Annotated in this window: 24 protein-coding genes and 1 pseudogene; 15 read left to right on the top strand and 10 right to left on the bottom strand. The window is 35.3% G+C overall.

Annotated elements, in window-relative coordinates; all coding sequences use genetic code 11:
• Positions 1–32: 32 nt before the first annotated feature.
• Positions 33–1,403, top strand: coding sequence for an ABC transporter substrate-binding protein (locus K6959_RS15620; RefSeq protein ID WP_223086974.1), 1,371 nt, complete (start codon positions 33–35; stop codon positions 1,401–1,403).
• Positions 1,404–1,474: 71 nt separating this feature from the next.
• Positions 1,475–2,209 carry a glycerophosphodiester phosphodiesterase gene (locus K6959_RS15615; RefSeq protein WP_223086973.1) on the top strand — a complete coding sequence of 245 codons (735 nt, stop codon included), beginning with the start codon at positions 1,475–1,477 and terminating at the stop codon, positions 2,207–2,209.
• A gap of 471 nt (positions 2,210–2,680) precedes the next feature.
• Here K6959_RS15615 and K6959_RS15610 read toward each other — a convergent pair whose 3' ends face one another.
• Positions 2,681–4,279, bottom strand: coding sequence for a glutathione ABC transporter substrate-binding protein (locus K6959_RS15610; protein ID WP_163239109.1), 1,599 nt, complete (start codon positions 4,277–4,279; stop codon positions 2,681–2,683).
• A gap of 345 nt (positions 4,280–4,624) precedes the next feature.
• On the opposite strand from K6959_RS15610, the pseudogene nikC reads away from it, so the two are divergent.
• From nikC to K6959_RS15590, 4 genes and pseudogenes are all read left to right on the top strand, one after another.
• Positions 4,625–5,524: pseudogene (gene nikC / locus K6959_RS15605) on the top strand (nickel transporter permease).
• Positions 5,525–5,540: 16 nt separating this feature from the next.
• Entirely contained in the window at positions 5,541–6,461 is a 921-nt protein-coding gene (nikB, locus tag K6959_RS15600) for a nickel ABC transporter permease (RefSeq protein ID WP_163239113.1), read from the top strand.
• A 33-nt stretch (positions 6,462–6,494) separates the two neighbouring features.
• A complete protein-coding gene (locus tag K6959_RS15595; protein ID WP_223086971.1) occupies positions 6,495–7,520 on the top strand; it encodes an ABC transporter ATP-binding protein in 1,026 nt (341 codons plus the stop codon).
• On the top strand, positions 7,501–8,514 hold the full coding sequence (locus K6959_RS15590) for an ABC transporter ATP-binding protein (RefSeq protein ID WP_223086970.1): 1,014 nt from the start codon (positions 7,501–7,503) through the stop codon (positions 8,512–8,514). The genes K6959_RS15595 and K6959_RS15590 overlap by 20 nt, the downstream gene beginning before the upstream one ends.
• Positions 8,515–8,600: 86 nt before the next feature.
• Here the strand turns inward: K6959_RS15590 and K6959_RS15585 are convergent, their stop codons facing one another.
• Both K6959_RS15585 and K6959_RS15580 read right to left on the bottom strand, forming a co-directional pair.
• Complete coding sequence (locus tag K6959_RS15585; RefSeq protein ID WP_374058335.1) at positions 8,601–10,100, bottom strand: succinyl-CoA:acetate CoA-transferase ScpC; 1,500 nt, start codon at positions 10,098–10,100, stop codon at positions 8,601–8,603.
• 144 nt (positions 10,101–10,244) lie between these two features.
• Entirely contained in the window at positions 10,245–10,895 is a 651-nt protein-coding gene (locus K6959_RS15580) for a LytTR family DNA-binding domain-containing protein (protein ID WP_163239120.1), read from the bottom strand.
• A 297-nt stretch (positions 10,896–11,192) separates the two neighbouring features.
• Between K6959_RS15580 and K6959_RS15575 the strand changes: the two genes are divergently transcribed.
• The gene (locus tag K6959_RS15575) at positions 11,193–12,299 is read left to right on the top strand and encodes a PRK06851 family protein (RefSeq protein WP_223088413.1); all 1,107 of its coding nucleotides are present in this window, start codon (positions 11,193–11,195) and stop codon (positions 12,297–12,299) included.
• 118 nt (positions 12,300–12,417) lie between these two features.
• Here the strand turns inward: K6959_RS15575 and K6959_RS15570 are convergent, their stop codons facing one another.
• A complete protein-coding gene (locus tag K6959_RS15570) occupies positions 12,418–13,452 on the bottom strand; it encodes a YeiH family protein (protein ID WP_223086968.1) in 1,035 nt (344 codons plus the stop codon).
• A 109-nt stretch (positions 13,453–13,561) separates the two neighbouring features.
• Here K6959_RS15570 and K6959_RS15565 point away from each other — a divergent pair, with 109 nt between their 5' ends.
• On the top strand, positions 13,562–14,470 hold the full coding sequence (locus K6959_RS15565) for a LysR family transcriptional regulator (RefSeq protein WP_163239124.1): 909 nt from the start codon (positions 13,562–13,564) through the stop codon (positions 14,468–14,470).
• 88 nt (positions 14,471–14,558) lie between these two features.
• On the opposite strand, the gene K6959_RS15560 is transcribed toward K6959_RS15565, so the two are convergent.
• Positions 14,559–16,313 carry an ABC transporter ATP-binding protein gene (locus K6959_RS15560; RefSeq protein WP_163239126.1) on the bottom strand — a complete coding sequence of 585 codons (1,755 nt, stop codon included), beginning with the start codon at positions 16,311–16,313 and terminating at the stop codon, positions 14,559–14,561.
• Positions 16,294–17,061 carry a MerR family transcriptional regulator gene (locus K6959_RS15555; RefSeq protein ID WP_163239128.1) on the bottom strand — a complete coding sequence of 256 codons (768 nt, stop codon included), beginning with the start codon at positions 17,059–17,061 and terminating at the stop codon, positions 16,294–16,296. The genes K6959_RS15560 and K6959_RS15555 overlap by 20 nt, the downstream gene beginning before the upstream one ends.
• A 395-nt stretch (positions 17,062–17,456) precedes the next feature.
• Between K6959_RS15555 and K6959_RS15550 the strand changes: the two genes are divergently transcribed.
• Positions 17,457–18,011: a chromate transporter gene (locus K6959_RS15550; RefSeq protein WP_223086967.1), complete on the top strand. Its 555-nt coding sequence runs from the start codon at positions 17,457–17,459 to the stop codon at positions 18,009–18,011.
• Positions 18,011–18,541, top strand: coding sequence for a chromate transporter (locus K6959_RS15545; RefSeq protein WP_163239132.1), 531 nt, complete (start codon positions 18,011–18,013; stop codon positions 18,539–18,541). Before K6959_RS15550 ends, K6959_RS15545 begins: the two co-directional genes overlap by 1 nt.
• Before the next feature lie 433 nt (positions 18,542–18,974).
• On the opposite strand, the gene K6959_RS15540 is transcribed toward K6959_RS15545, so the two are convergent.
• Complete coding sequence (locus K6959_RS15540) at positions 18,975–20,306, bottom strand: short-chain fatty acid transporter (protein ID WP_223086965.1); 1,332 nt, start codon at positions 20,304–20,306, stop codon at positions 18,975–18,977.
• Positions 20,307–20,587: 281 nt separating this feature from the next.
• On the opposite strand from K6959_RS15540, the gene K6959_RS15535 reads away from it, so the two are divergent.
• The 3 genes from K6959_RS15535 to K6959_RS15525 all read left to right on the top strand — a co-directional run bounded on the left by K6959_RS15535 (position 20,588) and on the right by K6959_RS15525 (position 22,626).
• Positions 20,588–21,145: an RNA polymerase sigma factor gene (locus tag K6959_RS15535; RefSeq protein ID WP_223086963.1), complete on the top strand. Its 558-nt coding sequence runs from the start codon at positions 20,588–20,590 to the stop codon at positions 21,143–21,145.
• A 54-nt stretch (positions 21,146–21,199) separates the two neighbouring features.
• Complete coding sequence (locus tag K6959_RS15530; protein ID WP_223086961.1) at positions 21,200–22,051, top strand: Cof-type HAD-IIB family hydrolase; 852 nt, start codon at positions 21,200–21,202, stop codon at positions 22,049–22,051.
• A 119-nt stretch (positions 22,052–22,170) separates the two neighbouring features.
• Positions 22,171–22,626 (top strand): SRPBCC family protein, encoded by a 456-nt coding sequence (locus K6959_RS15525; RefSeq protein WP_163242072.1) that lies wholly within the window; start codon positions 22,171–22,173, stop codon positions 22,624–22,626.
• A gap of 250 nt (positions 22,627–22,876) precedes the next feature.
• Here the strand turns inward: K6959_RS15525 and bshB2 are convergent, their stop codons facing one another.
• From bshB2 to K6959_RS15510, 3 genes are all read right to left on the bottom strand, one after another.
• Positions 22,877–23,545, bottom strand: a complete 669-nt coding sequence (bshB2, locus tag K6959_RS15520; RefSeq protein ID WP_223086959.1) for a bacillithiol biosynthesis deacetylase BshB2 — start codon at positions 23,543–23,545, stop codon at positions 22,877–22,879.
• A gap of 55 nt (positions 23,546–23,600) precedes the next feature.
• The gene (locus K6959_RS15515; protein WP_163242074.1) at positions 23,601–23,948 is read right to left on the bottom strand and encodes a YojF family protein; all 348 of its coding nucleotides are present in this window, start codon (positions 23,946–23,948) and stop codon (positions 23,601–23,603) included.
• A gap of 337 nt (positions 23,949–24,285) precedes the next feature.
• Entirely contained in the window at positions 24,286–24,753 is a 468-nt protein-coding gene (locus tag K6959_RS15510) for a DinB family protein (RefSeq protein ID WP_163242075.1), read from the bottom strand.
• 175 nt (positions 24,754–24,928) lie between these two features.
• On the opposite strand from K6959_RS15510, the gene K6959_RS15505 reads away from it, so the two are divergent.
• Both K6959_RS15505 and K6959_RS19935 read left to right on the top strand, forming a co-directional pair.
• The gene (locus tag K6959_RS15505; RefSeq protein WP_223088440.1) at positions 24,929–25,243 is read left to right on the top strand and encodes a hypothetical protein; all 315 of its coding nucleotides are present in this window, start codon (positions 24,929–24,931) and stop codon (positions 25,241–25,243) included.
• The gene (locus K6959_RS19935; protein WP_163242076.1) at positions 25,182–25,343 is read left to right on the top strand and encodes a GNAT family N-acetyltransferase; all 162 of its coding nucleotides are present in this window, start codon (positions 25,182–25,184) and stop codon (positions 25,341–25,343) included. The genes K6959_RS15505 and K6959_RS19935 overlap by 62 nt, the downstream gene beginning before the upstream one ends.
• Positions 25,344–25,369: the final 26 nt, after the last annotated feature.

Here is a 25,369-nt window from a genome sequence, read left to right as displayed (position 1 = left end):
ACTTTATCAATAAACAATGGGGGAGTTTGAAGATGAGGAATTATTTTAAATTTATTGTGTTATTTAGTATATTAATTGGTTTGTTCGTACTGACAGCTTGTTCAAAGACAGGGAGTAATGAAGCGGAAAATAACAACGAAGAAGAAATATCTAAAGGTAAAGGTGACAAAACGGAAGTTGTATTTTGGCATGCGATGAGTGGGGTTGGTCAAGAAGCAGTTGATGAAATAGTAAATGATTTTAATCAATCCCAAGAAAAATATGTTGTAAAAACAGAGTTTCAAGGAACATATGAAGAATTATTAACGAAATTTAGAAGTGTCGGCGGTACGAAGGACGCTCCAGCGATTACGCAAGTTTTTGAAGTAGGGACGAAGTATATGATTGAAAGTGGTTTTATTGAGCCGATGCAATCTTTCATTGACAAAGATAACTACGATTTATCACAATTAGAGAAGAACATTATTAACTATTATAATGTTGATGGAGATTTATACTCTATGCCATTTAACTCTTCAACTCCTGTTCTTATTTATAATAAAGATGCATTTAAAGAAGCTGGATTAGATCCGGAAAATCCGCCAAAAACATTTAATGAAGTAAAGGCTGCTGCGGAAAAACTAACAAAAAAGAGCGGAGGTTCAACAGAAAGATACGGTTTCTCAATGCTGACGTACGGCTGGTTCTTTGAACAGCTTGTTGCTACTCAGGGCGGATTATATGTTAATGAGGAAAATGGGAGAAAAGCTACGGCAACAAAAGCTGTTTTTAATGGTAAAGAAGGATTAAGGGTTTTTGAATTTTTAAATGATATGAATAAGGCGGGGACATTTGGTAATTTCGGTGCTAATTGGGATGATATCCGAGCTGCATTTCAATCTCAAAAAGTAGCTATGTATATGGACTCATCAGCAGGAATTGGTGCGATCATTAATGATGCACCATTCGAAGTAGGGGTAGCGTTTATTCCTTATGCCGATGAGGCGGAAAGACAAGGGGTCATTATTGGCGGGGCTTCTTTGTGGATGTCTAATGGAATAGATGAAGATAAGCAAAAGGCTGCATGGGAATTTATGAAGTATTTAACAACTCCTGAAGTACAAGCGAAATGGCATATAAATACAGGTTATTTTGCAATTAATCCAGCGGCCTATGATGAACCGGTTGTACAAGAAAGATATAAGCAGTATCCTCAGCTTAAAGTAACGGTTGAGCAGCTTCAATCAACAACGCCATCAGTGGCAACCCAAGGTGCATTAATTTCCGTTTTTCCAGAATCAAGACAACAAGTTGTTACTGCTTTAGAGAATCTGTATCAAGGTATGGATCCGCAAGAGGCGCTTGATCAAGCAGCTGAAGGAACGAATCGAGCTATTGAAATCGCAAATCGAACAAAAAAGTAATAAAAAATCATCATCAACTTGCCATAGTTCCACATTTGAATGGTGAGTTTAAGGCTGGAGCTGAACATAGAATGATAGAAACATTAATTTTTGCCCACCGCGGCAGTAAAGGAACACATCCAGAAAATACTTCAGCTGCTTTTAAAGAAGCGGTACGTCTTGGTGTTGATGGAATAGAGCTCGATGTTCACTTAACAAAAGATAATGAACTTGTTGTCATTCATGATGAGACCGTAGATAGAACAACGAACGGAAGTGGCTACGTAAAAGAAATGACTTTAGCCGAAATAAAAAGTCTAGACGCAGGATCTTGGTTTTCATCTAAATTTGAGTCTGAAACAATTCCAACCTTAAGTGAAGTGCTTGAGTTATTAAAAGACACAAAAAAAATTCTAAATATCGAGATAAAAAATGATCTAGTTCATTATGAAGGAATTGAGGCAAAGGTTTTAGCAGAAATAGAAAAGTATTCATACAAAGATCGGATTATTGTATCTTCATTTAACCATCAAAGTATTGCAAAGATAAAGAAACAGGATAAAGAGATAGAGACGGCTTTATTAACAATGATCGAGCTTGATGATCCTGTTCAATATGCAAACAAACTAGGGGCAGCAGCTATTCATGTCTACGAGCCAGTTGCTTTTTCTAACATGACAAAAAACGTGATGGAAAACAATCTTCCTGTACGCACTTTTACAATTAATGATGAGAAAAAAATGAAGCAACTCATTTCAAATGGCATTTCAGCGATTATGACTGACTATCCGGAAAAAGCAATGGCAATTCGTGATCTTATTAAATAATTTCCAACGATCTCTTCGTTCTACATCAAAATAATTACACCAGGGATACGACATACTTCTATAAAGGCTCTTAAAGAGTAGTTGGAAAAGGGGCTACTCCTTTAAATGTTTGTCAGGAGCTAATGTAATCCATTTGTCTTCTAAGCAACTTTAGAATTCCTGTTTCTCCAGGACTAAGGTTGCTTTATTTTTTAGAAATACCTGTAAATAAAGCATTGGTTAGGTTCTAGGGAGAATGAGACTTTTAACGACGCTCTCTAATCGGCTTCACCCAATCCTATTGTTACCTATCGACATAAAAAAGGTAACAAAGTACCTCTAGTAAATCTTTATATTCCATTTCACACTCAAAGTATTTTTTACAGCTACAGTTTGTTCTATTTTAGGCAAAAATAAATCCCTCTTATGTAGCAGTATAAGTTTTTTATACTGCATACAATAGAAGGGATTATATCAGATAGTAGGCGGTAATTATTCGATTGTTACATCTTTTAGTTGGAAAATTCCGTCTGGATCTACTCGGAAGCCTTTTACTTCATCACGTATACCGATTAAATATTCTTGGTGATGAATGTAAACCATTGGAGCAAGATCAACTATTTTTTCTTGGGCCTCTTTATAAATTGCTGCCCGCTTATCTGTATCAAATTCTTTCCGCCCTTGTTCAAGCAGAGCATCAAGTTCTGGATCTTTTAAGAATGTACGGTTACCAGGTTCACCAACATTTTCAGAGTGGAACATCGGATACAATCCATAATCAGCATCTCCAGTTGCCACTGACCAGCCAAGAATGAACATATCATGTTTTCCATTTGCAGTATTATCTAAGTATGCGCCCCATTCAAGCACTTCAACTTTTACTGTAATACCAATGTCTTTTAACTTAGATTGCAAATATTCAGCTATTTTTATACGATCTGGGTTGTCATTTGTCCAAATTGTTGTGGAAAATCCATCTGGAAATCCTGCTTCGGCTAATAGTTCCTTTGCTTTTTCAGGGTCGAAAGGGATTTTTTTAACAGATTTATCATATCCAAATACATCTGGAGCAAGTGGACCTACTGCTGGAATTCCCGTGCCTTCGTAAATCCCGCTAATAATTCCTTCTTGATCAATTGCCAATGAAATAGCTTGGCGAACACGAACATCATTAAACGGTTCTTTTTCGGCATTGAAACCAACATAGGAAAGACTAGCACTTGCTTGGCGATGAACAGATGCATCTGATAAACCGTCAACACGGCTTAGATCTGATGGACTAACAGGTTCAATTACATGAGCTGCAGCTGTTTCGATATCTGCAACACGTGTTAATGCTTCAGGTACAACTTTAAATGTAACACTATTAAGCTTTGCTTTATCCCCCCAATAATCTTCATTGCGGACAAGTTTAATTTTTTCCCCTGGAACCCATTCTTCAAACTTAAAGTAACTAGTTCCAACAGGGTTTTCACTAATATAAGATCCTGCTTCTCTACCATTCTCCATTTCTTCATAATCTTTCTTAATAGCTTCTTCACTTATCATCCCACCGCCAGTATGGGAAAAATGAGATAAAAGTGGCGCAAATGGGTATTCTGTTTTAATACGTACTGTGTAATCATCTACAACTTCAACATCAGTCACCATTTCAAATAGAAAGGCACGAGGTGATGCGATTTTTTCGTCTAAAATCCGATCAAGGTTTGCTTTCACAACATTAGCATTGAAATCTGAGCCGTCATGAAATTTAACATCTTTCTTCAGTTTAAACTCCCACGTTAAGTCATCAATCGATTCCCAGCTTTCTGCTAAAAGTGGAGTAGGCTCCATATTTTCATCAAGATATACTAAAGTTTCATAAATGTTTGATGCAACATTGGAAGAAGGCACATCGTTTGAACTATGTGGATCAAGAGATCTTGCATCCGATAATGAAGCAATAATTAGATCTCCTCCCTTTGTATCTCCTTTCGCTTTGTCTTTAGAATCAGTATTTGTCTTATCTCCTGATCCTGAACATGCTGCCAAAAACAACGAGAGCATCAATAAAAATCCAATTGATAAAATGGATTTTTTTGATATAAACATGTAATAACCCCCTTATTTTTTAAAAAATTATTTGTTAATCATGGTGAAAAAAGATTTGGAATAATGTGAAAATTTAATATAAATATAATATAACTCTATAAAATTAACAATAGATATTTTATTATATGATTGAAAAATTAAAATAATAGAAAAATTTTAAATTTTTGCTTTCATTAAAATAAATTTTTATATAACATATGATATAGTGAATAAATTTTTTATAAGGCTATGTTATAACTCTGTTGATGTATTGACTCGTTTTTCTTCCTACATAGCTAAAAGGAGTGTAAGACGGCGGTTTTACACGAATGTGGTCATTAAGATTAGAAAGAAAGGGGGCATGGCATGAGTAATAATACTATTAATACGCCTGTAACAAACTTGCCTCCTTCTCATAAACCTTGGTTGGCAAATTGGAAATCCTTTTATAAAAAATTTAAGAGAAACAAGGCAGCTTTAATTGGAGGATATCTAATATTATTTTTTATTTTAACAGCGATCATTGGTCCGTATATCACAACTTATGATCCTACTGAGATTGATTATTCTATTAAACTTCAGGAACCGTCGGCGAAATATTGGTTTGGAACAGATCATCATGGCAGAGATATTTTTACAAGAATTATTCACGGAATGTCGCTTACGCTTTATGTAGGTTTCTTTTCAGTAACAATTGGAGGAGCCATTGGCATATTTCTTGGTGTTATTGCTGGCTATTACGGAGGTAGATTAGATAGCATAATTATGAGAATCATGGACGTGTTACTTGCTTTTCCAGGGATTTTGCTTGCTCTTGCAATTGTAAGCGTTCTCGGCGGCAGTTTAAATAATGTCATTATTGCAGTCGGCATTTTTTCAATCCCAGCATTTGCTAGGATTGTTCGCGGTTCAACTTTATCAGTTAGAAAATTAGAATATATTGATGCAATAAAAGCTTTAGGTGCAAATGATATTCGAATTATTTTTTAACATGTATTACCAAATATTTCATCGCCGATTATTGTTCAAGCAACTTTGCGGATTGCCACAGCTATCTTAACGGCATCTGGTCTTTCATTTCTTGGTTTAGGTGCCCAGCCACCTACGCCAGAGTGGGGAGCGATGTTAAGTGACGGGCGTAGTTATATTTTTGATTACCCTCATGTTGCCTTTTTTCCTGGTGTTGCAATTGTGATTGTTGTTCTTGCATTTAACATCTTTGGCGATGGCTTAAGGGATGCTCTTGATCCTAAAATGAAAAACTGAAAAGAGGTGCATTTATATGATGAAATTTATTGTTAGGCGTATTATACAAACGATTCCTGTTGTTTTTGGCGTTACGATCTTAGTGTTTTCATTAATGCACCTCATTCCAGGTGATCCAGCACAAGTTATTGCAGGAGAAAGTGCTCCCGAAAAAACAGTTGAACAAATTAGGGAGAGACTTGGTTTAAATGACCCACTTCCTGTACAGTATGGGAAGTTTTTAGGAAACATTTTGCAAGGTGATTTAGGTGATTCAGTTAGAAGCAGTCGTCCTGTTTTAGATGAAATAAAACATCGATTTTGGATCACGGTAGAGCTAGCCGTCTATAGTACGATTTTAAGTGTTTTTCTCGGTTTAATAGCGGGAATTATTTCAGCTGTTCGTCATTACACTGTTTCTGATGTCCTTATCATGATTATTGCACTATTTGGATTATCTATGCCAAATTTCTGGCTCGGACTGATGCTTATTCAAAAGTTTGCAATTGATTGGAAATTGCTTGATTCATCAGGATGGGGGACGTGGGCACAAGCAATATTACCTATTATTACTTTAGGTACGTCTGGAGCGGCTATTATTGCTAGGATGACTCGTTCAAGTATGTTAGAAGTTATTAATCAAGATTATATTCGAACGGCAAGGGCAAAAGGGGTTCGTGAACGAGTTGTCATTTATAAGCATGCTTTGAAAAATGCACTGATTCCTGTTGTAACGGTTGTTGGTTTAGAATTTGGGGCGTTGCTTGGAGGAACTGTTTTAACTGAATCCGTATTTGCTATTAATGGAATGGGACGGCTTGTGATTGATGCAATACGGGCACGTGACTTTCCAATCGTTCAAGGAGCTGTTCTAATTATTGCTCTGTTGTTCGTCTTAGTAAACTTGGTTGTCGATATTTCTTATCGTTATTTAAACAAGCGGATTGAACTAGAGTAAGGTGTCAGTCTTATTATAAAGTGAGGTGTAGTCATGAGCGGGGAAAAAACACTTTTAGAGGTGCGTAATTTATGCACATCCTTTTACATTGAAGGGACTGAAGTAAAAGCAGTAGATGGCGTTACTTTTTCTGTACCTAAAGGAAAAACAATTGGAATTGTTGGTGAATCAGGTTCTGGAAAAAGTATAACCTCTTTATCGATCATGCGACTAATTCAGAAGCCTGGTAAGATTAAAAACGGTGAAATCCTTTTTAAAGGTGAAGATATATTAGAAAAATCAGAAAAGGAAATGAGGAGAATTCGCGGGAATAACATCTCAATGATTTTTCAAGAGCCGATGACATCATTAAATCCGGTCTATACAGTTGGTCAGCAAATATGTGAATCATTTCAAATTCATCAAAAATTAAATAAAAAACAAGCAATGATAAAATCAGTAGAAATGTTAAAGCTTGTCGGTATTCCATCACCTGAAAAGCGAGTGCATCAGTATCCATATGAATTATCTGGGGGGATGCGGCAACGGATAATGATTGCAATGGCACTTGCCTGTAATCCGGAGCTATTAATTGCAGATGAGCCGACAACTGCTCTTGATGTGACGATACAAGCGCAAATCCTTGAGCTTATCAAAGAACTTCAACAAAAGTTAAATATGTCTGTAATTATGATCACACACGATCTAGGTATTGTAGCTGAAACGTGTGATTATGTAGCGGTTATGTATTGCGGTAAAGTGGTTGAATACGCCGATGTTAAAACATTATTTAAAAAACCGAAACATCCGTATACGATTGGCCTATTAAATTCTTTACCGCGACACGATATTGACCAAGAGGAGCTGCAAGCGATAAAAGGGGCAGTGCCGTCTCCAACTGAAATGCCAAAAGGCTGTCGCTTTGCACCGCGCTGTCCACAAGCAGTAGATCAATGTTTTTCTCAACTTCCACAGTTACAAAAAATTGATCATTTTAATCAAATTCGCTGTTGGATTTATACTGATGAGTGGGAAGGCGAGCGGGAGGTGATGATTTACGATGAGAAAAGAGCTACTTAAAGTTAGTCATTTAAAGCAATACTTTCCAATTAAAGGTGGCTTTCTTGGAAGAATCATTAATGATGTGAAAGCAGTTGACGATATATCTTTTACAATTTTTGAAGGGGAGACGGTTAGTATCGTAGGTGAATCAGGGTGTGGTAAATCTACAACAGGGAGAGCAATTCTTCGCCTCGATGAACCAACTTCAGGAGAAATATTTTTCGAAGGGGAAAACTTATTAACGCTTAGTAAAAATGAAATGAGAAAAAAAAAAAAACGAAAAGATTTGCAAATCATCTTCCAAGATCCATATGCATCATTAAATCCTCGTCAAACAGTAAGCAGTATATTAGAAGAAGCAATGGAAATACAGAAAGTTGCTCCTAAATACGAACGCAGAACAAAAGCGTTGCAGTTATTGGAGAAAGTTGGTTTATCAACTTACCAAGCTGATCGCTATCCGCACGAATTTAGCGGTGGTCAAAGGCAGCGTATTGGCATTGCGCGTGCTTTATCGGTAAATCCAAAACTTGTTATTTGTGATGAAGCTGTATCAGCTTTAGATGTATCAATTCAAGCACAAGTACTTAATTTACTAAAAAAATTACAACAGGAGTTTATGCTTACTTATTTATTTATTTCTCATGACCTTGGTGTAGTTCGACATATTTCCGATCGAATTATCGTCATGTATCTTGGAAAAATTGTTGAAATTGCAGATAAGAAGTCTTTGTTTGATCATCCACAACATCCATATACAAAAGCACTTCTATCTGCAATTCCTATCCCAGATCCTGAGCGGAAAAAAGAGCGGATGATGTTAAAAGGAGATGTTCCATCGCCGATAAATCCTCCTACTGGCTGTCGTTTTCATACTCGCTGTCCATTTGCATCGGCACGTTGTAAAGAAGAAGTTCCTGAACTTCGCAGAATAGATGGAATGACAGAATCACATGAAGCAGCTTGTCATTATCTAGAAGATATTTCAAATGGGACGATGGTTATCAAATGATAACGCTTTACTAATTCATAAAAAAAGCTGTCCAATAAGTCTGAATAACTGATTAAATGGACAGCTTTAGTAAAAGAATATTTATTTTATGAATGTTGTTTAATTTCTTGAAGCATTGTTCCTTTTTCTGCAAAGTTGGTATGCCAAGAGAAAGCTTTTTCAAGTACGTGCGGAGTTTGCCCACCTTTTTTAAGGGCCTCTTCGTAGTACTCACGAAGTTGTTCTTTATACATCGGATGAGCACAGTTTTCGATGATTTTAAGAACTCTTTCTTTTGGTGCTAAGCCACGCAGATCAGCATAACCTTGTTCAGTAACGATTACGTCTACGTCATGTTCTGTATGGTCAACATGAGAAACAAATGGAACGATACTTGAGATTGCACCATGTTTTGCAACTGACTTTGTAACGAAAATAGCTATGCGGGAATTTCGGGCAAAGTCGCCTGATCCCCCAATGCCATTCATCATTTTTGTGCCAAGAACATGAGTAGAGTTAACATTTCCATATATATCCACTTCTAAAGCAGTATTAATTGAAATTAGTCCTAGACGACGAATAACCTCTGGATGATTTGAAATTTCTTGTGGACGCAATACAAGTTTGTCACGATATTTTTCAAGATTTGGATATACTTGATTTAACTTTTCTTCAGACAATGTCATTGAACAGCCTGAAGCAAATTTAATTTTTCCTGCATCGATCAGGTCGAACATTGCATCTTGTAAAACTTCCGAGTATACTTCAAGGTCTGTAAACTCAGACTCTAACAGTCCGTGCATAACAGCGTTTGCAACTGAACCAACTCCCGATTGAAGTGGCGGTAAGTTATTTCCTAACCGGCCGGCTTTAATTTCTAATCTTAAAAAGTCCATTAGGTGATTGGCCATCGTTTGCGTTTCCTCATCAGGAGGAACAATAGTTGACGGAGAATCAGGAATATTTGAGATGACAATTCCTTTTATTTTGTCAGGATCTACAGGAATTCCAATTGTACCGATACGATCACTAACCTTCGTTATCGGAATTGGATTACGGTTTCCTTGCGGGCCTGCTTCATAAATATCATGCAATCCTTCTAAAGCTAATGGCTGAGTAGTATTTAACTCAATAATAACAGCTTTTGCATTTTCTACAAAAATAGATGAGTTTCCTACAGATGTTGTTGGGATGATCATTCCATCCTCTGAAATCGAAAGCGCTTCCACTATGGCAAAGTCAATCGGTTCCCAAACATTGGTACGAATCCATTCAGCACAGTGCGATAAATGTTGATCGACAAAATACATATCCCCTTTGTTAATTTTGCTTCTCATAGCAGCATCTGCTTGGAATGGCATTCGTTTATTAATAATATTAGCCTCAGACATGATCTTATCAATATCTGCTCCTAATGAAGCCCCAGTATAGACATTAACTTTAAGCGGATCATGTTTAGACTTTTCAACTAAAGCCATTGGAACAGCTTTTGCATCTCCAGCACGTGTAAATCCGCTTAATCCTAATGTCATCCCATCTTTAATCCATGAAGCCGCTTCCTCTGCTGAAACAATTTTATCTTTTAAACCGTGATGACGTATAAGCATGTCAATATTTCTCTCCAACGAAATCCCCCTCTTCCGTTTTCTCAATATTCTATCAACGAATTGACTTACTCACATTTGTTTTCGAGTGAAAGGGCTTAAAAAGGGATTAAAGCAGAAAAATAACGACATAAAAAAGATCAAATTTTAAAAGCCAAGAATTTTCCTGAAATGACTAGCATACGTTTGGCTGACAGGGATTTTTGTCCGATCATTCATTACAAGTAAAAAGGTCGAATGTGAATCAGGTTGAATTTCAGCAATATGATTCACATTTACAATATAAGATCGATGACAGCGAATAAATGATTGATTTGGTAAAAAAAACTCCAATTCACTTAAATTGTATTTATGTGTCCCAGTAGCTTTTGTTCCTTGCACCTTTGTTTTGCGATTTTCTGCTTCTAAAAAGACAATGTCGCTATGTGAAATAGGAACCCAGCGATCTTCTGTTCTTACAGTAATAAAAGATGAAAGTAAGTTCAATGGCTTAGTTGGCAGAATAGCTGTTACTGCCCCTTTTGGAATGCCAGATTCAAAAATCGGAAAAGATATCCCGAAATAAGATACACCAAATACTTCACGATCTATATATTCAGAGATTTTTTGTCTAATAGTTAATGCTTTATGTGTAGCCGTACCTTCTTTTATTTGATCTCCAGGTTTTATTTTTAAATCTATTTTTTTACTAGGTTGGTAATAAATATAGTTTTTATGATCAGATACTGCAATAGAAGTATCTTTGGGAACGATTTCTCCAATAACTTGCATAATTGATGAAACTGTAAATTGATCCACTCTTAACACCTCTTTAATAAACTTAATATGAGTGTATATATTAATTATATGATTTAAAGCCGTCTAACATCAAATCCAATGTTTGGACAGTATATATTTTCCTTTTAAAAAAAAAATAAAAAACCTCGTAAATTATACCATATTTTTAGCGTCTAAGGAGATGGTAAAAATAGCGGATATTTGCTGTTTAAGCTAATGCATGATTCATTTACATCTATAATTGATTGGGCATTCACCTATTTGGCATACATGCATATTTTAAAAGAAAAGCGTGCCGTAAAGGGAGTGTGATGGATGATGAAGGGACAAATATTAAAATATTTTTCAGGTGGGAATACAGCATATGGTTTCTACAACTTGTTTGAATCGAGTTTATCTGGATTGAATCGTCTCTTTATTTTAAAAGGAGGACCAGGTACGGGGAAGTCTTCCTTAATGAAAAAAATAGGTAAAAAATGGGTTGAAAAAGGCTATGATATTGAATATATTTTTTTTTCGTCTGATAGTGATTCAATTGATGGTGTCATTATTACAAAATTAAAAATAGGAATTGTGGATGGTACAGCTCCTCACGTAATTGAACCGAAAGCACCAGGTGCCATTGAGGAGTATGTAAATTTGGGAGTCGCGTGGGATTCTGCTAAATTAGTATTAAAGAAAGACGAAATAATTGCATTACGAAGCGAAGTAAATCAAGCTTTTCAATGTGCTTATAACAAATTTGCGCAGGCATTGAAAATACATGATCAGTGGGAGAAAATTTATATTCAAAATATGGATTTTTCAAAAGCAAATAAACTGACTAACGAACTAATAAAAAAAATATTTTGTAAGAAAAAAAAGGAGCAAAAGTCTGAGATTAAGCATCGCTTTTTAGGAGCCGCTACTCCAAATGGTCCAATAAACTTTATTGAAAATATAACTGAACATGTGCCGAAAAGATACTTTATTAAGGGACGTGCGGGTTCAGGTAAATCGACAATGTTAAAAAAGCTCGTTACAAGTGCGGAGGAACGGGGCTATGATGTGGAAGTTTACCGTTGTGGATTTGATCCTAATAGCTTAGATATGGTTGTTTTTAGAGAGTTAGGAGTCTCCGTATTTGATAGTACTGCTCCCCATGAATGTTTTCCGAGTAGAGTCGGTGACGAGATTATTGATATGTATAAAGAAACAATTTGGGAAGGAACAGATGAGAAATATGCAAAACAAATTGAGCAAATATCAGAAAAATATAAAGCAAAAATGAAAGAAGGGACTTGCTTTTTGGCTAAGGCGAAACAGTTACGGGACCAGTTAGAACAAATTTATATTGGCGCTATGGACTTTAGTATTGTAGAACAAATAAGAAATGAGCTTGATACGAAAATAAGTCAACATGCAGAAAAGGTTTATCTCATATAAATAAATTTAGGGGGCTTTTTTACTAAAAGGTCGAAGTATGAAGTTTCGCAAAATTAAAAACGCCTCTTAAATCGATATAAAAATGGTTAAAAGATAAGCCCCCTTTCTACGTCATCTATTACACTATAAAAAAGGTTAAAACAGATAATAAATAAGAAGTAATCATTACAGCTATTAATGGACGCAGCGCCTTCACATGTAACTCCCGAAGGTCAATGTTGACCCCTAAACCTACCATGGCCATTGTCAATAAAAATGTCGATAAAAGTGATACTCCATCTAACACTTCCTTTGGAAGATGAATTACATTATTAATAATAAAACTGTTTAGAAAGCTCATAGCGAGAAAACCAATTAAAAAAAAACATGGAAATGGTACTTTTGTCTTTATTTTATTGCTCGTTTTATGTTTCATCCAAAACATAAGAATAAAACAGAGCGGAATTAAGAGAAACACCCGTCCTAATTTTGCTAGAAGTGCCATGGCTAGAGCTTCTTCACCCGCGGGAGCAGCGGCTAATGCGACATGAGCTAGCTCATGTAAACTCACTCCAGACCAAATCCCATAATCGATTTCAGATAATCGTATAAAATTTCTCATAAAAGTATAACCAATTGAAAAAATCGTTCCGATTAAAGCAATAATTCCAACGCTCATTGCAGTGTCTTCATCCCGTGACTTTAAAATAGGAGACACTGCTGCAATCGCTGCTGCACCACAAACGCCTGTTCCAATTCCGATAAGAACGGATAAATCATGATCAGCTTTAAACAATTTAGCTAAAAGCAGCATAATGGTGATTGAAAAGACTATAACCAATACCCCTTTTAACAAAAGTGTGGTTCCTTCTTGAAAAATAAGCAACATATTTAGTTTTAATCCGTAGAAAATGATTGCAACCCGTAAAAGGATTTTTGCTGTAAATTGAATTCCTTTTTTAAGGTGTACAGGATAACCAAAAAAATGTCTATATATGACTGCTAGCAAGATAGAAGTAGCCATTGGCCCAATTATGTTGAAGCCTGGCAAATAAGCAAGTCCATATCCTAATACAGCAATAATTAAAGTGAAAAAAACCCCAGCTAATATTGGAGTTTCTTTTCCCGATGGAGCTGAGATGTTTTCTGTTTTTGTATGTTCTTTAAGCGCCATTATTTCTCCTCCTCCCAATATTTTAATCATAAATCTATTTTTACAATAAGAAAAATAAATGATTATAATATTAATCATAAGTAATTACTTATAGTAAGGAGGAGAATGAATGGATCATCAACTTCTCGTATTTATGAAGGTTGTTGAGAAAGCAAATTTTTCACATGCTGCAAAAGAGCTTCATATGACTCAGCCAGCAGTAAGCCAATCTATTCAAATACTTGAAAAAAAGTATGACACTCAGTTGTTAGAACGAAATAATAAACGAGTGGCACTAACGAAAGCGGGAGAAATTGTATATTATCATGGAAAAGAAATCGTTAGTTTGTATAACCGGATGAATGAGTTAATTTATGAGCTTCTAGAAAAGGCAGAGGGGCAAATTGCTGTTGGAGCCAGCTATACCTTTGGAGAATATGTATTACCAAAAATTTTAGCCAGTTTAAAGAAAAAATATCCGCTTATAAAGCCGAAAATAACAATTGATAACACTGCAGAAATATGTGAGATGGTGGCTAATCAACAAATGGATATAGGGATTGTTGAAGGGAATGTTGATCGACAGAAAATAATCATAACTGAAACAATCGCAAAAGATTATATGTATATTATTACAGGAAAAAATCATCCCTTTACAAAGAAGAAGGAAATAACCGTAAAGGATTTAGCGAATGAAATGTGGATCGTAAGGGAAGACGGATCAGGAACAAGGGAAGCGACGGAAAAGTTATTTAAAATGTTAAATTTCCGCCCGGGTCAACTAATGGAGTGTGGAAGCACACAAATTATTAAAGAAGCTGTTGAAGCGGGACTTGGGATCTCGTTGCTTTCCCGCTGGGCGATTAAAAAAGAAGAGCAACTGAAATCATTATGTTTATTAAATGTCCATGGTCTTCCTCTTGAAAGAGATTTTTCTATCATTATACGTAATTCAAAATTTCAGACGAAGGCAACTCAGTTATTTATTGAAACCCTCCGAAACGATCATAATCATATAAATAATAACGCACACACATAAAAAAACGTTACACTCCCACCTTCAGGGCTTATAGGTGGGAGCTACTATGCTTGCCAAACTGAATAATAAATAAAGGTGATGAGAGCAATTAAGCTTCATCACGAAGCTGCTGTTCTGCCAGCTTACGGTATAATGAATGGCTTTCTAAAAGCTCTCGATGAGAACCAGTTCCAGTAACTTCACCATTTTCTAAAACGACAATTTGATCAGCATGAATAATCGTTGATAGACGGTGAGCAATAACTAAAGTTGTCCTACCTTTCATTAAAAGCTCAAGTGCTTGTTGAACGAGTAACTCTGAGGCACTATCTAAGTTTGATGTAGCTTCGTCTAACAGTAAAATTTTCGGGTTTCGTATTAAAGCTCTGGCAATGGCAATTCGTTGTCGCTGTCCACCCGATAATTTCATGCCTCTTTCACCCACTTCCGTATGATATCCATCTGGAAGCTGTTCGATAAAGGTAGCTGCATTGGCGAGCTCTGCTGCTTGTTTAATTTCTGCTTCTGTTACTTCTCGATCCATCCCATAACGAATATTATCGTTGATAGTTCCTGACATTATTGGGCTTTCTTGAGACACGTAACCGATTTGACTACGCCATGAAGATAGCTGGAATTCATGTATACTTGTTTCACCAAGCTTTATTTCTCCTTCATTTGGCAAATAAAATCTTTCAAATAAAGAAAAAATGGTTGTTTTACCACTTCCGCTCGGCCCGACAAAAGCGGTTGTTTTCCCATATGGTATACGAAGATTTATGTTTTTTAAGATTGGCTCTCCTTTCTTATACGAAAAGGACAGTCCGTTAAAGATAATATCTTGCGCAGGATTGTTAACTTGTAATTGTTTTTTAGTTGTTTCTCTTTCTAAGGATAAAATACTTTGAATTCTTTCTGTTGCCCCTAACGCTTTTTGGAATGAAGTAAAGAAAGCAGCCATTTGACTAAATGGAACGATAATTTGAAACATGTAAATGATAATGGCAACAAGAGCTCCTGCGGATAGAAGACCAGAAGCAACCCTTACTCCGCCATATCCGATTAAAATGACAAGTACAAGCATCATAATGAATGTCATCAAAGGTGAAATGACAGCTAAAATTTTTGCTTCTTTCAAACCATAGTGAAATAAATGCTGGATTCCTCTATGCCCGTTTTTCTGCTCAAACTTTTCTGCGTGGTAAGCTTTTACGAGACGTATGTCAGCTAACACTCTTCCTAAATTTGCTGAAAGCCCAGCCATTTCATCTTGAGTTGACCTTGAAACTTTATACATCTTTTGTCCGAGCGGCATAATAATTAGGACAGAAAAAGGAACTGCAATAATCATAATGAGAGTCATTTTCCAATCAATAATGAATAGGATGATGACCGCGCCAATGATTGAAATTAGTCCTGTTACAAACGTAATTAGATGTTGGGTAATTAACATTTTGACTGTATTCGTATCTTGCGTTACTCTGCTCATCGTTTCCCCAGACTGGTGCTTATCGAAAAAGGAAATGGGTAAATAAAGAATTTGATCCCAAAGTTTTTTCCTAAAGGAAGCCACAACGGATTCTCCAAGATAGCTCATAAAGTAAAATGAAAATCCTGAAGCAACTGTTTGAAGTAAAAAAGCTCCTACAAGTAAAATAATAACTGAAAGTTCAAGGGTAGATGCAGCTAATTGATCTACAAGTGATTTTGTAAAAAGCGGCACAATTAAGCTGGCGGCCGTTTCTATTAAACTTAATAAAATAGCAGCTATTAATATTAGTTTAGGAGGATTCGCATTCTTTAAAAGCTGCCAAAATGCTCGAATTCTTTCTTTTTTTTGTAGTTCATTTTCTTTTAGGATCATGAATATGTATTCCCTCCGTTTTAAGGTAAATTTGAAATGCTTTTTGAAGCAGTTGCTCTTCCTCTTTCGAAAAAATAGCAGGACCCAATGTCCACTTCTCTTCTTTTATATCTATTTCTTTGAGATAATCAAAAACTGAAACGCTTTCTCCAATTATTTCTTTTGCTAGGGAGAATAACTTGCCAACTAAATGTTGAACAGTTTGATGTTCAGGGTTTGATAAATCTGAATTTCTTAATTGGCTCATGATAGAGATGTACTCTTCTTCAATTTTTGTTTGTTTTTCTCGGGCAAGTTGAAAGAAACTTTCGACCTCCTCGTCTGGAATGTATCTTTTTAACCACTGTTTTTGTTCTTCTTCCATCTGGATACTATTAATTAACGAAACAAAAATGTTTGCATCTAAATTTCCTGTTCGTTTAATCATTTTTTGCGCATAGTCTAGTAATCTAATGACACAATTGAAATGATCACGTTTTTTAATCATTTCTTCCTGTTGGAATGCAAAATAATCAACGATGTCCCACTGATCTTGCTGGATAAATTCTTTTATTTGATCTAAAGAATAACCTAAAAATTTTAATGAAGTAATTTTTTGCAAAGTGATGAAATCGTGTTCCTTATAAGTACGATGTCCTGATTTTGTACGAGAAGCTGTTAGTAAACCAACTTCATCATAGTATTGCAATGTTCGCGTTGTAACGTTTGTTATTTTTGCAAATTCTCCAATTGAAAAACGTTTTTCCATTTGTCAGACCTCCTTATAACTCCACGATAAATCCTCACGTTACGTAAGGTGCAAGAGAAAAATAACAAATTTTCATTTTTATTGTTGGTAACGTAAAACAAAAAAGCATTATCTAAAATAGAATCATATAAACTATGCCAAAAATTTTGTAAAAAAATATCTAAATGATTTAAGATAACGGAGGAATCGAATAGAGCTGTTGTTCATGAGCATACGTTTAAAATGTGAATATTCATCAGGAATCTAGAGTGGCGACATTTTGTTTCTTTTTTACATCTAATCCAATTTAATAACAAAATGAGTGAAAAAGGAACATCTATCGTTGATTTAAATAGTTTCACTTTTCAGCTAATTCTTTTACTATATAGTTAAATGAAAAATGGTGGGATGATTACATGAAACAGCGAGATATTTTTTTTGCATTTTTTCGCTCGGGTATGCTTGGGTATGGAGGCGGTCCTTCTTCCATTCCCTTGATCCATAAAGAAGTAGTTGATACGTTTAAATGGATGGATGATGACGAATTTTCAGATGTATTAGCTTTAGCAAATATACTTCCTGGCCCCATTGCAACGAAGCTGTCTGGTTATATCGGTTGGAGGATAGGAGGGTTTCTAGGAATGTTCAATGCAATTATCGCATCAGTCCTGCCAACAGTACTTCTTTTAATTGCTTTATTAACAGTTCTTAATACTTATAAGGATAAACCATGGGTGCAAGGTATGTCTCAAGCCGTTGTTCCAGTTGTAGGGGTGCTCATTGGTGTATTGACATGGGATTTTATAAAAAAATCCCATAATACCCTAGGCTTTAGAATGGCTAGTTTGTTCATCATTGGGAGCATTATTATTCTGGAATTGGTTAGGATTCATCCAGCGTTCCTTATTTTAGGATTATTAGGAGCAGCATTAATCAAAAGAGATAAGAATAAAAACAAGGAGAAAGCATGATGATTTATTGGCAATTATTTATGGCTTTTTTCATTCCAGGTATTTTAGGTTACGGCGGTGGTCCGTCCTCAATTCCTCTTATTGAAAAAGAAGTAGTTGATCGTTATAACTGGCTCTCTGTTCATGAATTCAGTGAGGTATTGGCATTAGGAAACACACTTCCAGGACCCATTGCAACAAAATTAGCGGGATACATCGGATTTCAGCAGGGGGGTATTCTCGGATCTGTAATCGCCCTATTTGCGACAATTGCTCCGTCGTTGCTACTATTAATTACTTTGTTAAGTATTCTTATGAAGTTTAAAGAATCACCAAAGGTGAAGAGAATGACTTCCTATGTACGGCCAACAATTACAGTATTGTTAGGGGTTATGGCGGTTAATTTCTTTGCCAGCTCATATGAGAGGATTGGCGGCATACACACAGCATTTATCGGTGTTTCTAGTTTGCTGCTATTAGAAAAATTCAAAGTTCATCCAGTCTATGTTATTGCTAGTGCACTTTTATATGGAGCCGTATTTTTAAGTTAATGTATAAAACAACTAACCTATATTTTTTATATGGATGGAAATATAGAGCAAACCAGTATGTTGCCAAACAAGCTTATGAACGCTTGTTCTATTTATCTCGACCGAAAAGCGTTTTTAACCAATCTGAGGAATTGATTCTAATCTTGACTTTGTCTACAAGCTGAAGAGGTCGGGACAAAACCATTTTAATCAAAGATAAATCCGAACAATGAGATAGTTAGTGCTTATATCCCGCTCCGGAAATATACTTCGCTTTCCGCGGGCAATGCCTCAACTTCCTCGGAAGCAAAAACCGCTTCCTGCGGGATTTTCAGCTGTTGCTTTTCCCGCAGGAGTCTACGTATATTTTCTCCGCTGAATGAGCATATCGTTCTTAGAGTTGATTGTTTTAAGTTATGTCCCATCCTCTTTTGCCTAAGATATATGAAAGATTTTATAAAAATGTTAATCCAAGTGAAATAACCACGCCACTTACGACAAGGACAAGGACAATGACACAGTATCCCATAATATCTTTTGCTTTCAAACCGGCAATTGCTAATGCAGGTAATGCCCAAAAAGGCTGGATCATATTTGTCCAAGCATCTCCCCAAGCAACAGCCATTGCTGTTTTCGCATATGAAATATCTAAAGCATTTGCTGCTTCAAGCATAATTGGTGCTTGAATAGCCCATTGTCCTCCTCCAGAAGGGATAAAAAAGTTTACAAGTCCCGCACTAAGGAATGTAAATAGTGGAAACGTCAATTCATTAGAAAAGGACACAAATGCTTCTGACATTACAGCTGCAAGCCCTGAAACTGTCATCATCCCCATAATTCCAGCATAAAAAGGGAATTGGATAATAATCCCGCTTGAGCCTTTTATCGCATTAAAGACAGCATCTAAAAATCTTTTAGGAGTACCGTGAAGAAGAATCCCTAAAAATAAAAATAAAAAGTTAACGATATCAAGGTTAAGTTTAAAACCGTTAGTAGATAAATAATAAAATAGGAAAATAAGACCGAATGTACTGATCAATATCGAGATAAAACGACTATTTTCTAACCGTTCTGCAGGTGTCATATTTTCTTTTTCCAAAGTAGCCGCTTGCATTTCATTAAAATCATCTAATAAAGCTGGGTCAACTACGATCGTCTCCTCTTTTGAAGGCATCATCATCCTATTCAAAACTGGAAGAATAATCAAAAATGCAAGTACGATTACGAGATTAAATGTTGCAAAGATTGTCTGATCAGTTGGAATGATTCCAATTAAATCTTCTGAAAAATGTCCTTCTGTAGCAATTGTTAAAGGAATTGAACCAGCAAAACCGCCGTGCCAAACAATAAATCCAGAGTAAGCACTTGCGATTAATAGTCTATAATCTACATTTTTTACTTTTTTAGCAAGCTCTTTTGCAAATAAAGCCCCAATAACTAAACCAAACCCCCAATTAATCCAACTAGCTACTAAAGAAATGAATGTTACAATTATTATTGCTTGTCCTGGCGATTTTGCAACACTTGCAAGAGTACCAAGCCCTTTTTTGATAAGTGGGCTGCTAGCTAGAACGTGTCCAGTTACTAGGACTAGAACCATTTGCATTGAGAATGAAAGTAGTCCCCAGAAACCATCGCCCCAGTGCTGAACCATTTGATATGGGGTACTGTCAGTAAAAATAACCCCCATTAAAAAAACAATAAATGTTAACAGGACAACAAATAAAAATGGATCAGGCAAGTAACGTTGCATTAGCCGATTAGAAAACGAAATAAGTACTTTCAATAAAATCTCCCCTTTTTAATCATTTTTCTGCCTAAAGGTGAATTTTTTCTGCCTAGGAGTAAAATATTCTACAATATTCGATATATTCCTCCAAAATAAATCAAAAATTAAAGGTAACTTAGGAATAATAGGGTAACCTTTTCAAAAAAATTAAGGTTAAATTAAGGAAAACTTTCTTAATTATTAAAGATTGATCGCTATATTTAAAGTGATTAAAGTAAAAAGAAAACCCGATGCGGAACTAAGTAAAACAAACTACGTAATAAAAGGGGAGTACACGAATGAAAGTGTTAAATGAGGAAAACGAAAAACAGCAATTGCATAAAGATTTTGAAGAACATCTTACAGGGCTTGAAGAAGCTTTGTTTAATTATATTTACTCACTTATGAGACATAGAGAGTTAGCTGAGGATATATATCAAGAGGCATTACTATCCGCCTATTTAGGATTTAATTCTTTTAAGAAAAACTCAAAATTCAAAAATTGGGTTTATCAAATTGCATTAAATCATTGTCGAGATTATTGGCGTAAAGAAAAAGGGAGAAGGCGTTTTTGGGAAGAAGGTGTATTTGATTACATAAATGGTATTCATTATTTGCAAGATCCTGAGGATTATATTGTTGGAAAATATTCACAAGAAGAAGTGTTACATAAAATAAATGAACTCCCAGGGAAGTACAGTGAACCGATTTTCCTATTTTATTTCCGCAACTGCACGATAACGGAAATTAGCCAAGAAACTAAACTCCCGTTATCTACTGTTAAAACAAGGATGAGGAGAGCAAAGGAACGGTTACGTCCAAAGGTAAAAATGTTGAAAGCACCATGTTCTTTTTAAAATAATAGATACTGATGGTAAAATAAAGTTAAACTCAAACTAGAAGGTGAACAAATGATTAAATGTATTGCAATTGATATGGACGGAACTTTGTTATCATCATCCCAAGAAATTAGTGAGGAAAATAAATGTGCGATTGAACAAGCTCAGGCAAATGGTGTTGAGGTTGTCATTGCAACAGGCCGTTCTTATGAAGAAGCAAAGTTTTTGTTAGACAAATCAAATCTCATTTGCCCGATAATTTGTTTGAATGGTGCTGAAGTACGTACAGAAGAAGGAGAGATAGTATTATCTAATCCGTTAACTAAAGAACAAGCAATAAAAGTAGCAAAAACGCTGCATGATCATGATGTTTATTTTGAAGTGTTCACAAACAAAGGCGCATTTACAAACGATGAGGAAAAAGGCATTGCAATTATTGTTGATATTTTTTTAAGTGCTAATCCGAACGTTGATGTTGATATTATTGTTAAGGGAGCTGAAGAAGGATTTCAAAAAGGGTTTATTCAAAAAGTGGATGATTATCAATTTATTTTTAATGATCACTCATATGTAATGAATAAACTACTTGGGTTTTCTTTTGAAGGCAACCAGCTTGCTAAAGCACAAAAACAATTAAAAGAACTAAAGGGAATTGCTGTTACTTCTTCAGGACAAGAAAATATTGAAATTACAAATGAAGTTGCTCAAAAAGGAATTGCCCTTGAAGCTTTTACAAAGGAAAGAGGAATTACCTTACAAGAAACGATGGCCATCGGGGATCATTATAATGACTTATCAATGTTTAAAAGAGTTGGCCGCTCAGTAGCAATGGGGAATGCCTCTAATATTATCAAAGCCCAATGTGATTTTGTCACAACAACGAATGAAGAAAATGGAGTTGCAAAAGCTATTTTAGATATTTAATAAAATACCTCTATTTGAATTTTACTTCAAAATGAAAAGAATATTCACTTAAATAACAACTTTTATTTTACAATGAAATCAAGACATATTGTTGAATGCATAAATAGGAGGTATTAAGGGTGGCTGATTTTAGAGCAAGCGCAATTATTGCTCGTCCGTTAACGGATGTGTTTGATTTTGCTGCTAATTTGGAAAATGCCCCAAAGATGACAGTAAATGTAGTGAAAATGGAAAAAACAACTGATGGCCCGATTGGGGTTGGAAGTAAATTTATTGAAACAAGAAATATTCGGGGTAAAGAAGCAAAGGCACATATAGAAATAACTGAATTTGTTCCCTATCAATCATATACAATCGAGAGTAGTGCAAATGGTTTAAAGCTTATTTATCGTTATTTATTTCATGAAATTGAGGAAGGAACACAAGTTGAGATGGAAGCACATATTAAAACAACTGGTATTAAAATGGCAATTACACGTCCCATTATTGTGAAGATGATTAAAAATGATGATGGCTATCAGTTAAACTACTTAAAAAAATCAATGGAAGAGCAAGAGGAGAAAGATGGTAAGTAAAATGAAATGTAGTCTTTCAGCATGTGGTTCAAACAACTTTTTCTTGTAAAAATGGAATTTTTTCTTACATTGAAATAGCATAAACGGTAGTGATGTGCCCACTTAAATGATGCTAAATTAAGAACTAGATATAGATACAATCGTTATTTTTTTGTTTAAACTTTAGTTTTTTATATAAATGGGTGAAAGAGGGCAGCTGAAAAAAACAATCGTTTTTTCAGCTGCATTTTTTACGGACTTATCAGAAGCTTCATGTCCATTTATATGTCCAAAAGCGTTCATTGTTAATCCATGCGATCACTTGCGGATCATTGTTTGCAAGCTTTTCGGTCATTTCTTTTACCATTTGTTCTGTTTGACTTCGGTGGGCTTTAATCGCTGCAAGTTTTATGTTGGAAACTGTACTGACATCATTTATAATGTCGGCTTCTCCGAGCTCAGCGACACAATTTTTCGAGAAGGCAACACAATGAAGCTTTGGTCTCTCCTTTTCAGGTAGTTTGGCAACAGCATGAACGACGGCTGCCCCACAAGCATCATGATCAGGGTGAACAGAATAGCCTGGGTAAAATGAAATGATTAAAGAAGGATTTAATTCTTTAATCATTGAAAGGACTAGATTTATTAGTTTATTTTCCTCTTCAAATTCAATTGTTTTATCGCGAAAGCCCCTTAAACGTAAATCTTCAATTCCTAGAATACATGCAACATCTTGAAGCTCTTTTTTACGAATTTCAGGTAATGTTTCCCGATTTGCAAATGGGGGATTGCCCATGTTTCTCCCCATTTCTCCTAATGTTAAACAAGCATATGTAATCGGTGTTCCATTTTTTACATGTAATGCAATCGTTCCTGAAACACCAAATGCTTCATCGTCTGGATGCGGGAAAACGACTAATACATGTCTCTCCTTTTCCATTTAAATGACTCCTTCCAAGACCTTTTTTAAATGATTAAAAGGGCTTTTTATTTTTCTACTCAAACGGTGTTCCACTTATTTCCATCGCAACAGCTAATTTTCCTTTATAGTCATGGCCTGCAAGAAGTAGACGATTTTTGTCATCAACAGTGTAATGTGTAATTCCCTCTGCATAAACCCAACCGATATCAAGTTTTAAACCGACTCTAAAAGGGCCGTTGCCAGTAATTTTTCCATGTTCATATTTTATATAGGCATTGCGAATATAAGCACCGGAAGAAAAGAAAGATTCGTCATAGTGTGAGGCATATGCACCATTTGTTGTTTCTAGATGGAGATATACTTGTTTATTAGAAAAAAAGTTAATCATTTGTTGTACTTTTTCAATATCAACTTTTTGCATTATATACAATCCTCCTCTCAACCTACTTAAATGATTTTTATCTAATTGGACGAAGTGTTTTCTCTGTCGTTAAAAATAACTATGTACACAATATATTACTAAAAATAAATAGAGATTGCGAAAACGATGATTGACATAAATAAAGTGACTGCAATTTCAAATCTCTAAAGCTGTCAACAATGCCGATTATCTCAGAATATTCTTTCTATATGAGAAATACGGGAACCATCGAGCCATCTCTTTGCGTAACTATCTAATTTCATGATGTTATTGAACTCTAAAAGTAAGTTAGAAATAGAAGCATAAATATTCTATCATCTTTCATTCGCTCACCTTTTTACGACTTTATTATTTCCTCTACTTGTCTTATATGATGGATTTCATGAAGAGCGATCGTTTCGGCTAAATCTTTAACAGTAAAAATACCTTCTTCAACATGTTTACCTGTTTTACTCCAATTATCATCAACTAATAAATGCTGCATGTCTTCGCGAGATTTTTTATATTTTTTTAGCAAATACTTCATATTTACATTATTATAATCCCTTTCTCTAACATATAATTCTGGGTCATAAGATTCTAAAACGGCGGAGTTGTGCAGACAGCATTTAGCTATTCTTTTCCCCCATACTTCCTGGGTATCATATAAATGGCCAATAATTTGTTTTGCCGTCCATTTTCCATTCTTTCGGGTCTTATAAAATATTTCCTCGCTCATATGATCCATGACTAATTTTTCTAATCTTAACAAGTTTTTTTCTAACGTATTTAATATTTCATTTTTACTTAATCCTTGAAGTTGCATATAATAACCCTCCATTTAGTTATTAATTGTAGAATTTTTTTTTAATTAATTTCTACAATAGGGAGTAAGACAAGCGATGTGTTATGATTTCCAGTAAAGGCAGACTAATTTAAATAATACACTGAAAAAATTTAATCAAATAATGGTTAATATTGCAACGATAGGAGCTTTATAAATGTATGTAACTCAATGGGCGACTATTAATGAACCGCCATTAATAACAGATTTTTTGTTTAAGCTGGCTTGTGAAATGGGGGAAATAGATGGTATACCTTTACCAGATCCACAGAAGGCTAATGAAGTGAAATGTTTCTTCATAAAGGAGAGTAAGTGTGGAAATCTCATGTTTAGAATGACAGAAAGTGAAACAGGGAAGGATGTTGCGTGTGCAGGTGGTCTTATGAGAAAGGAAGATTTCTTTCCTTTAAGTGAAGAGCAAACTTTTCGGTTGGTTCATCACAGTTTATACTTTACCGCAACATCGAAATAATGGAATAGCACATCAATTGGTAGATGATGTTTGCTCATGGTTAAAAGATAAAGGAGCAAAGTGGGCTAGGTTATGGTCTAGTTCGAGTGCGAGAAAATGATGAAAATCTTGGCTTTACATCTATGG

It is taken from the genome of Bacillus aquiflavi, assembly GCF_019915265.1.
In the GTDB taxonomy this organism is placed as follows: domain Bacteria; phylum Bacillota; class Bacilli; order Bacillales; family Cytobacillaceae; genus Bacillus_BT; species Bacillus_BT aquiflavi.
The sequence above is the reverse complement of the archived record's forward strand: the minus strand, read 5'-3'. Positions and strand labels throughout refer to the sequence as shown.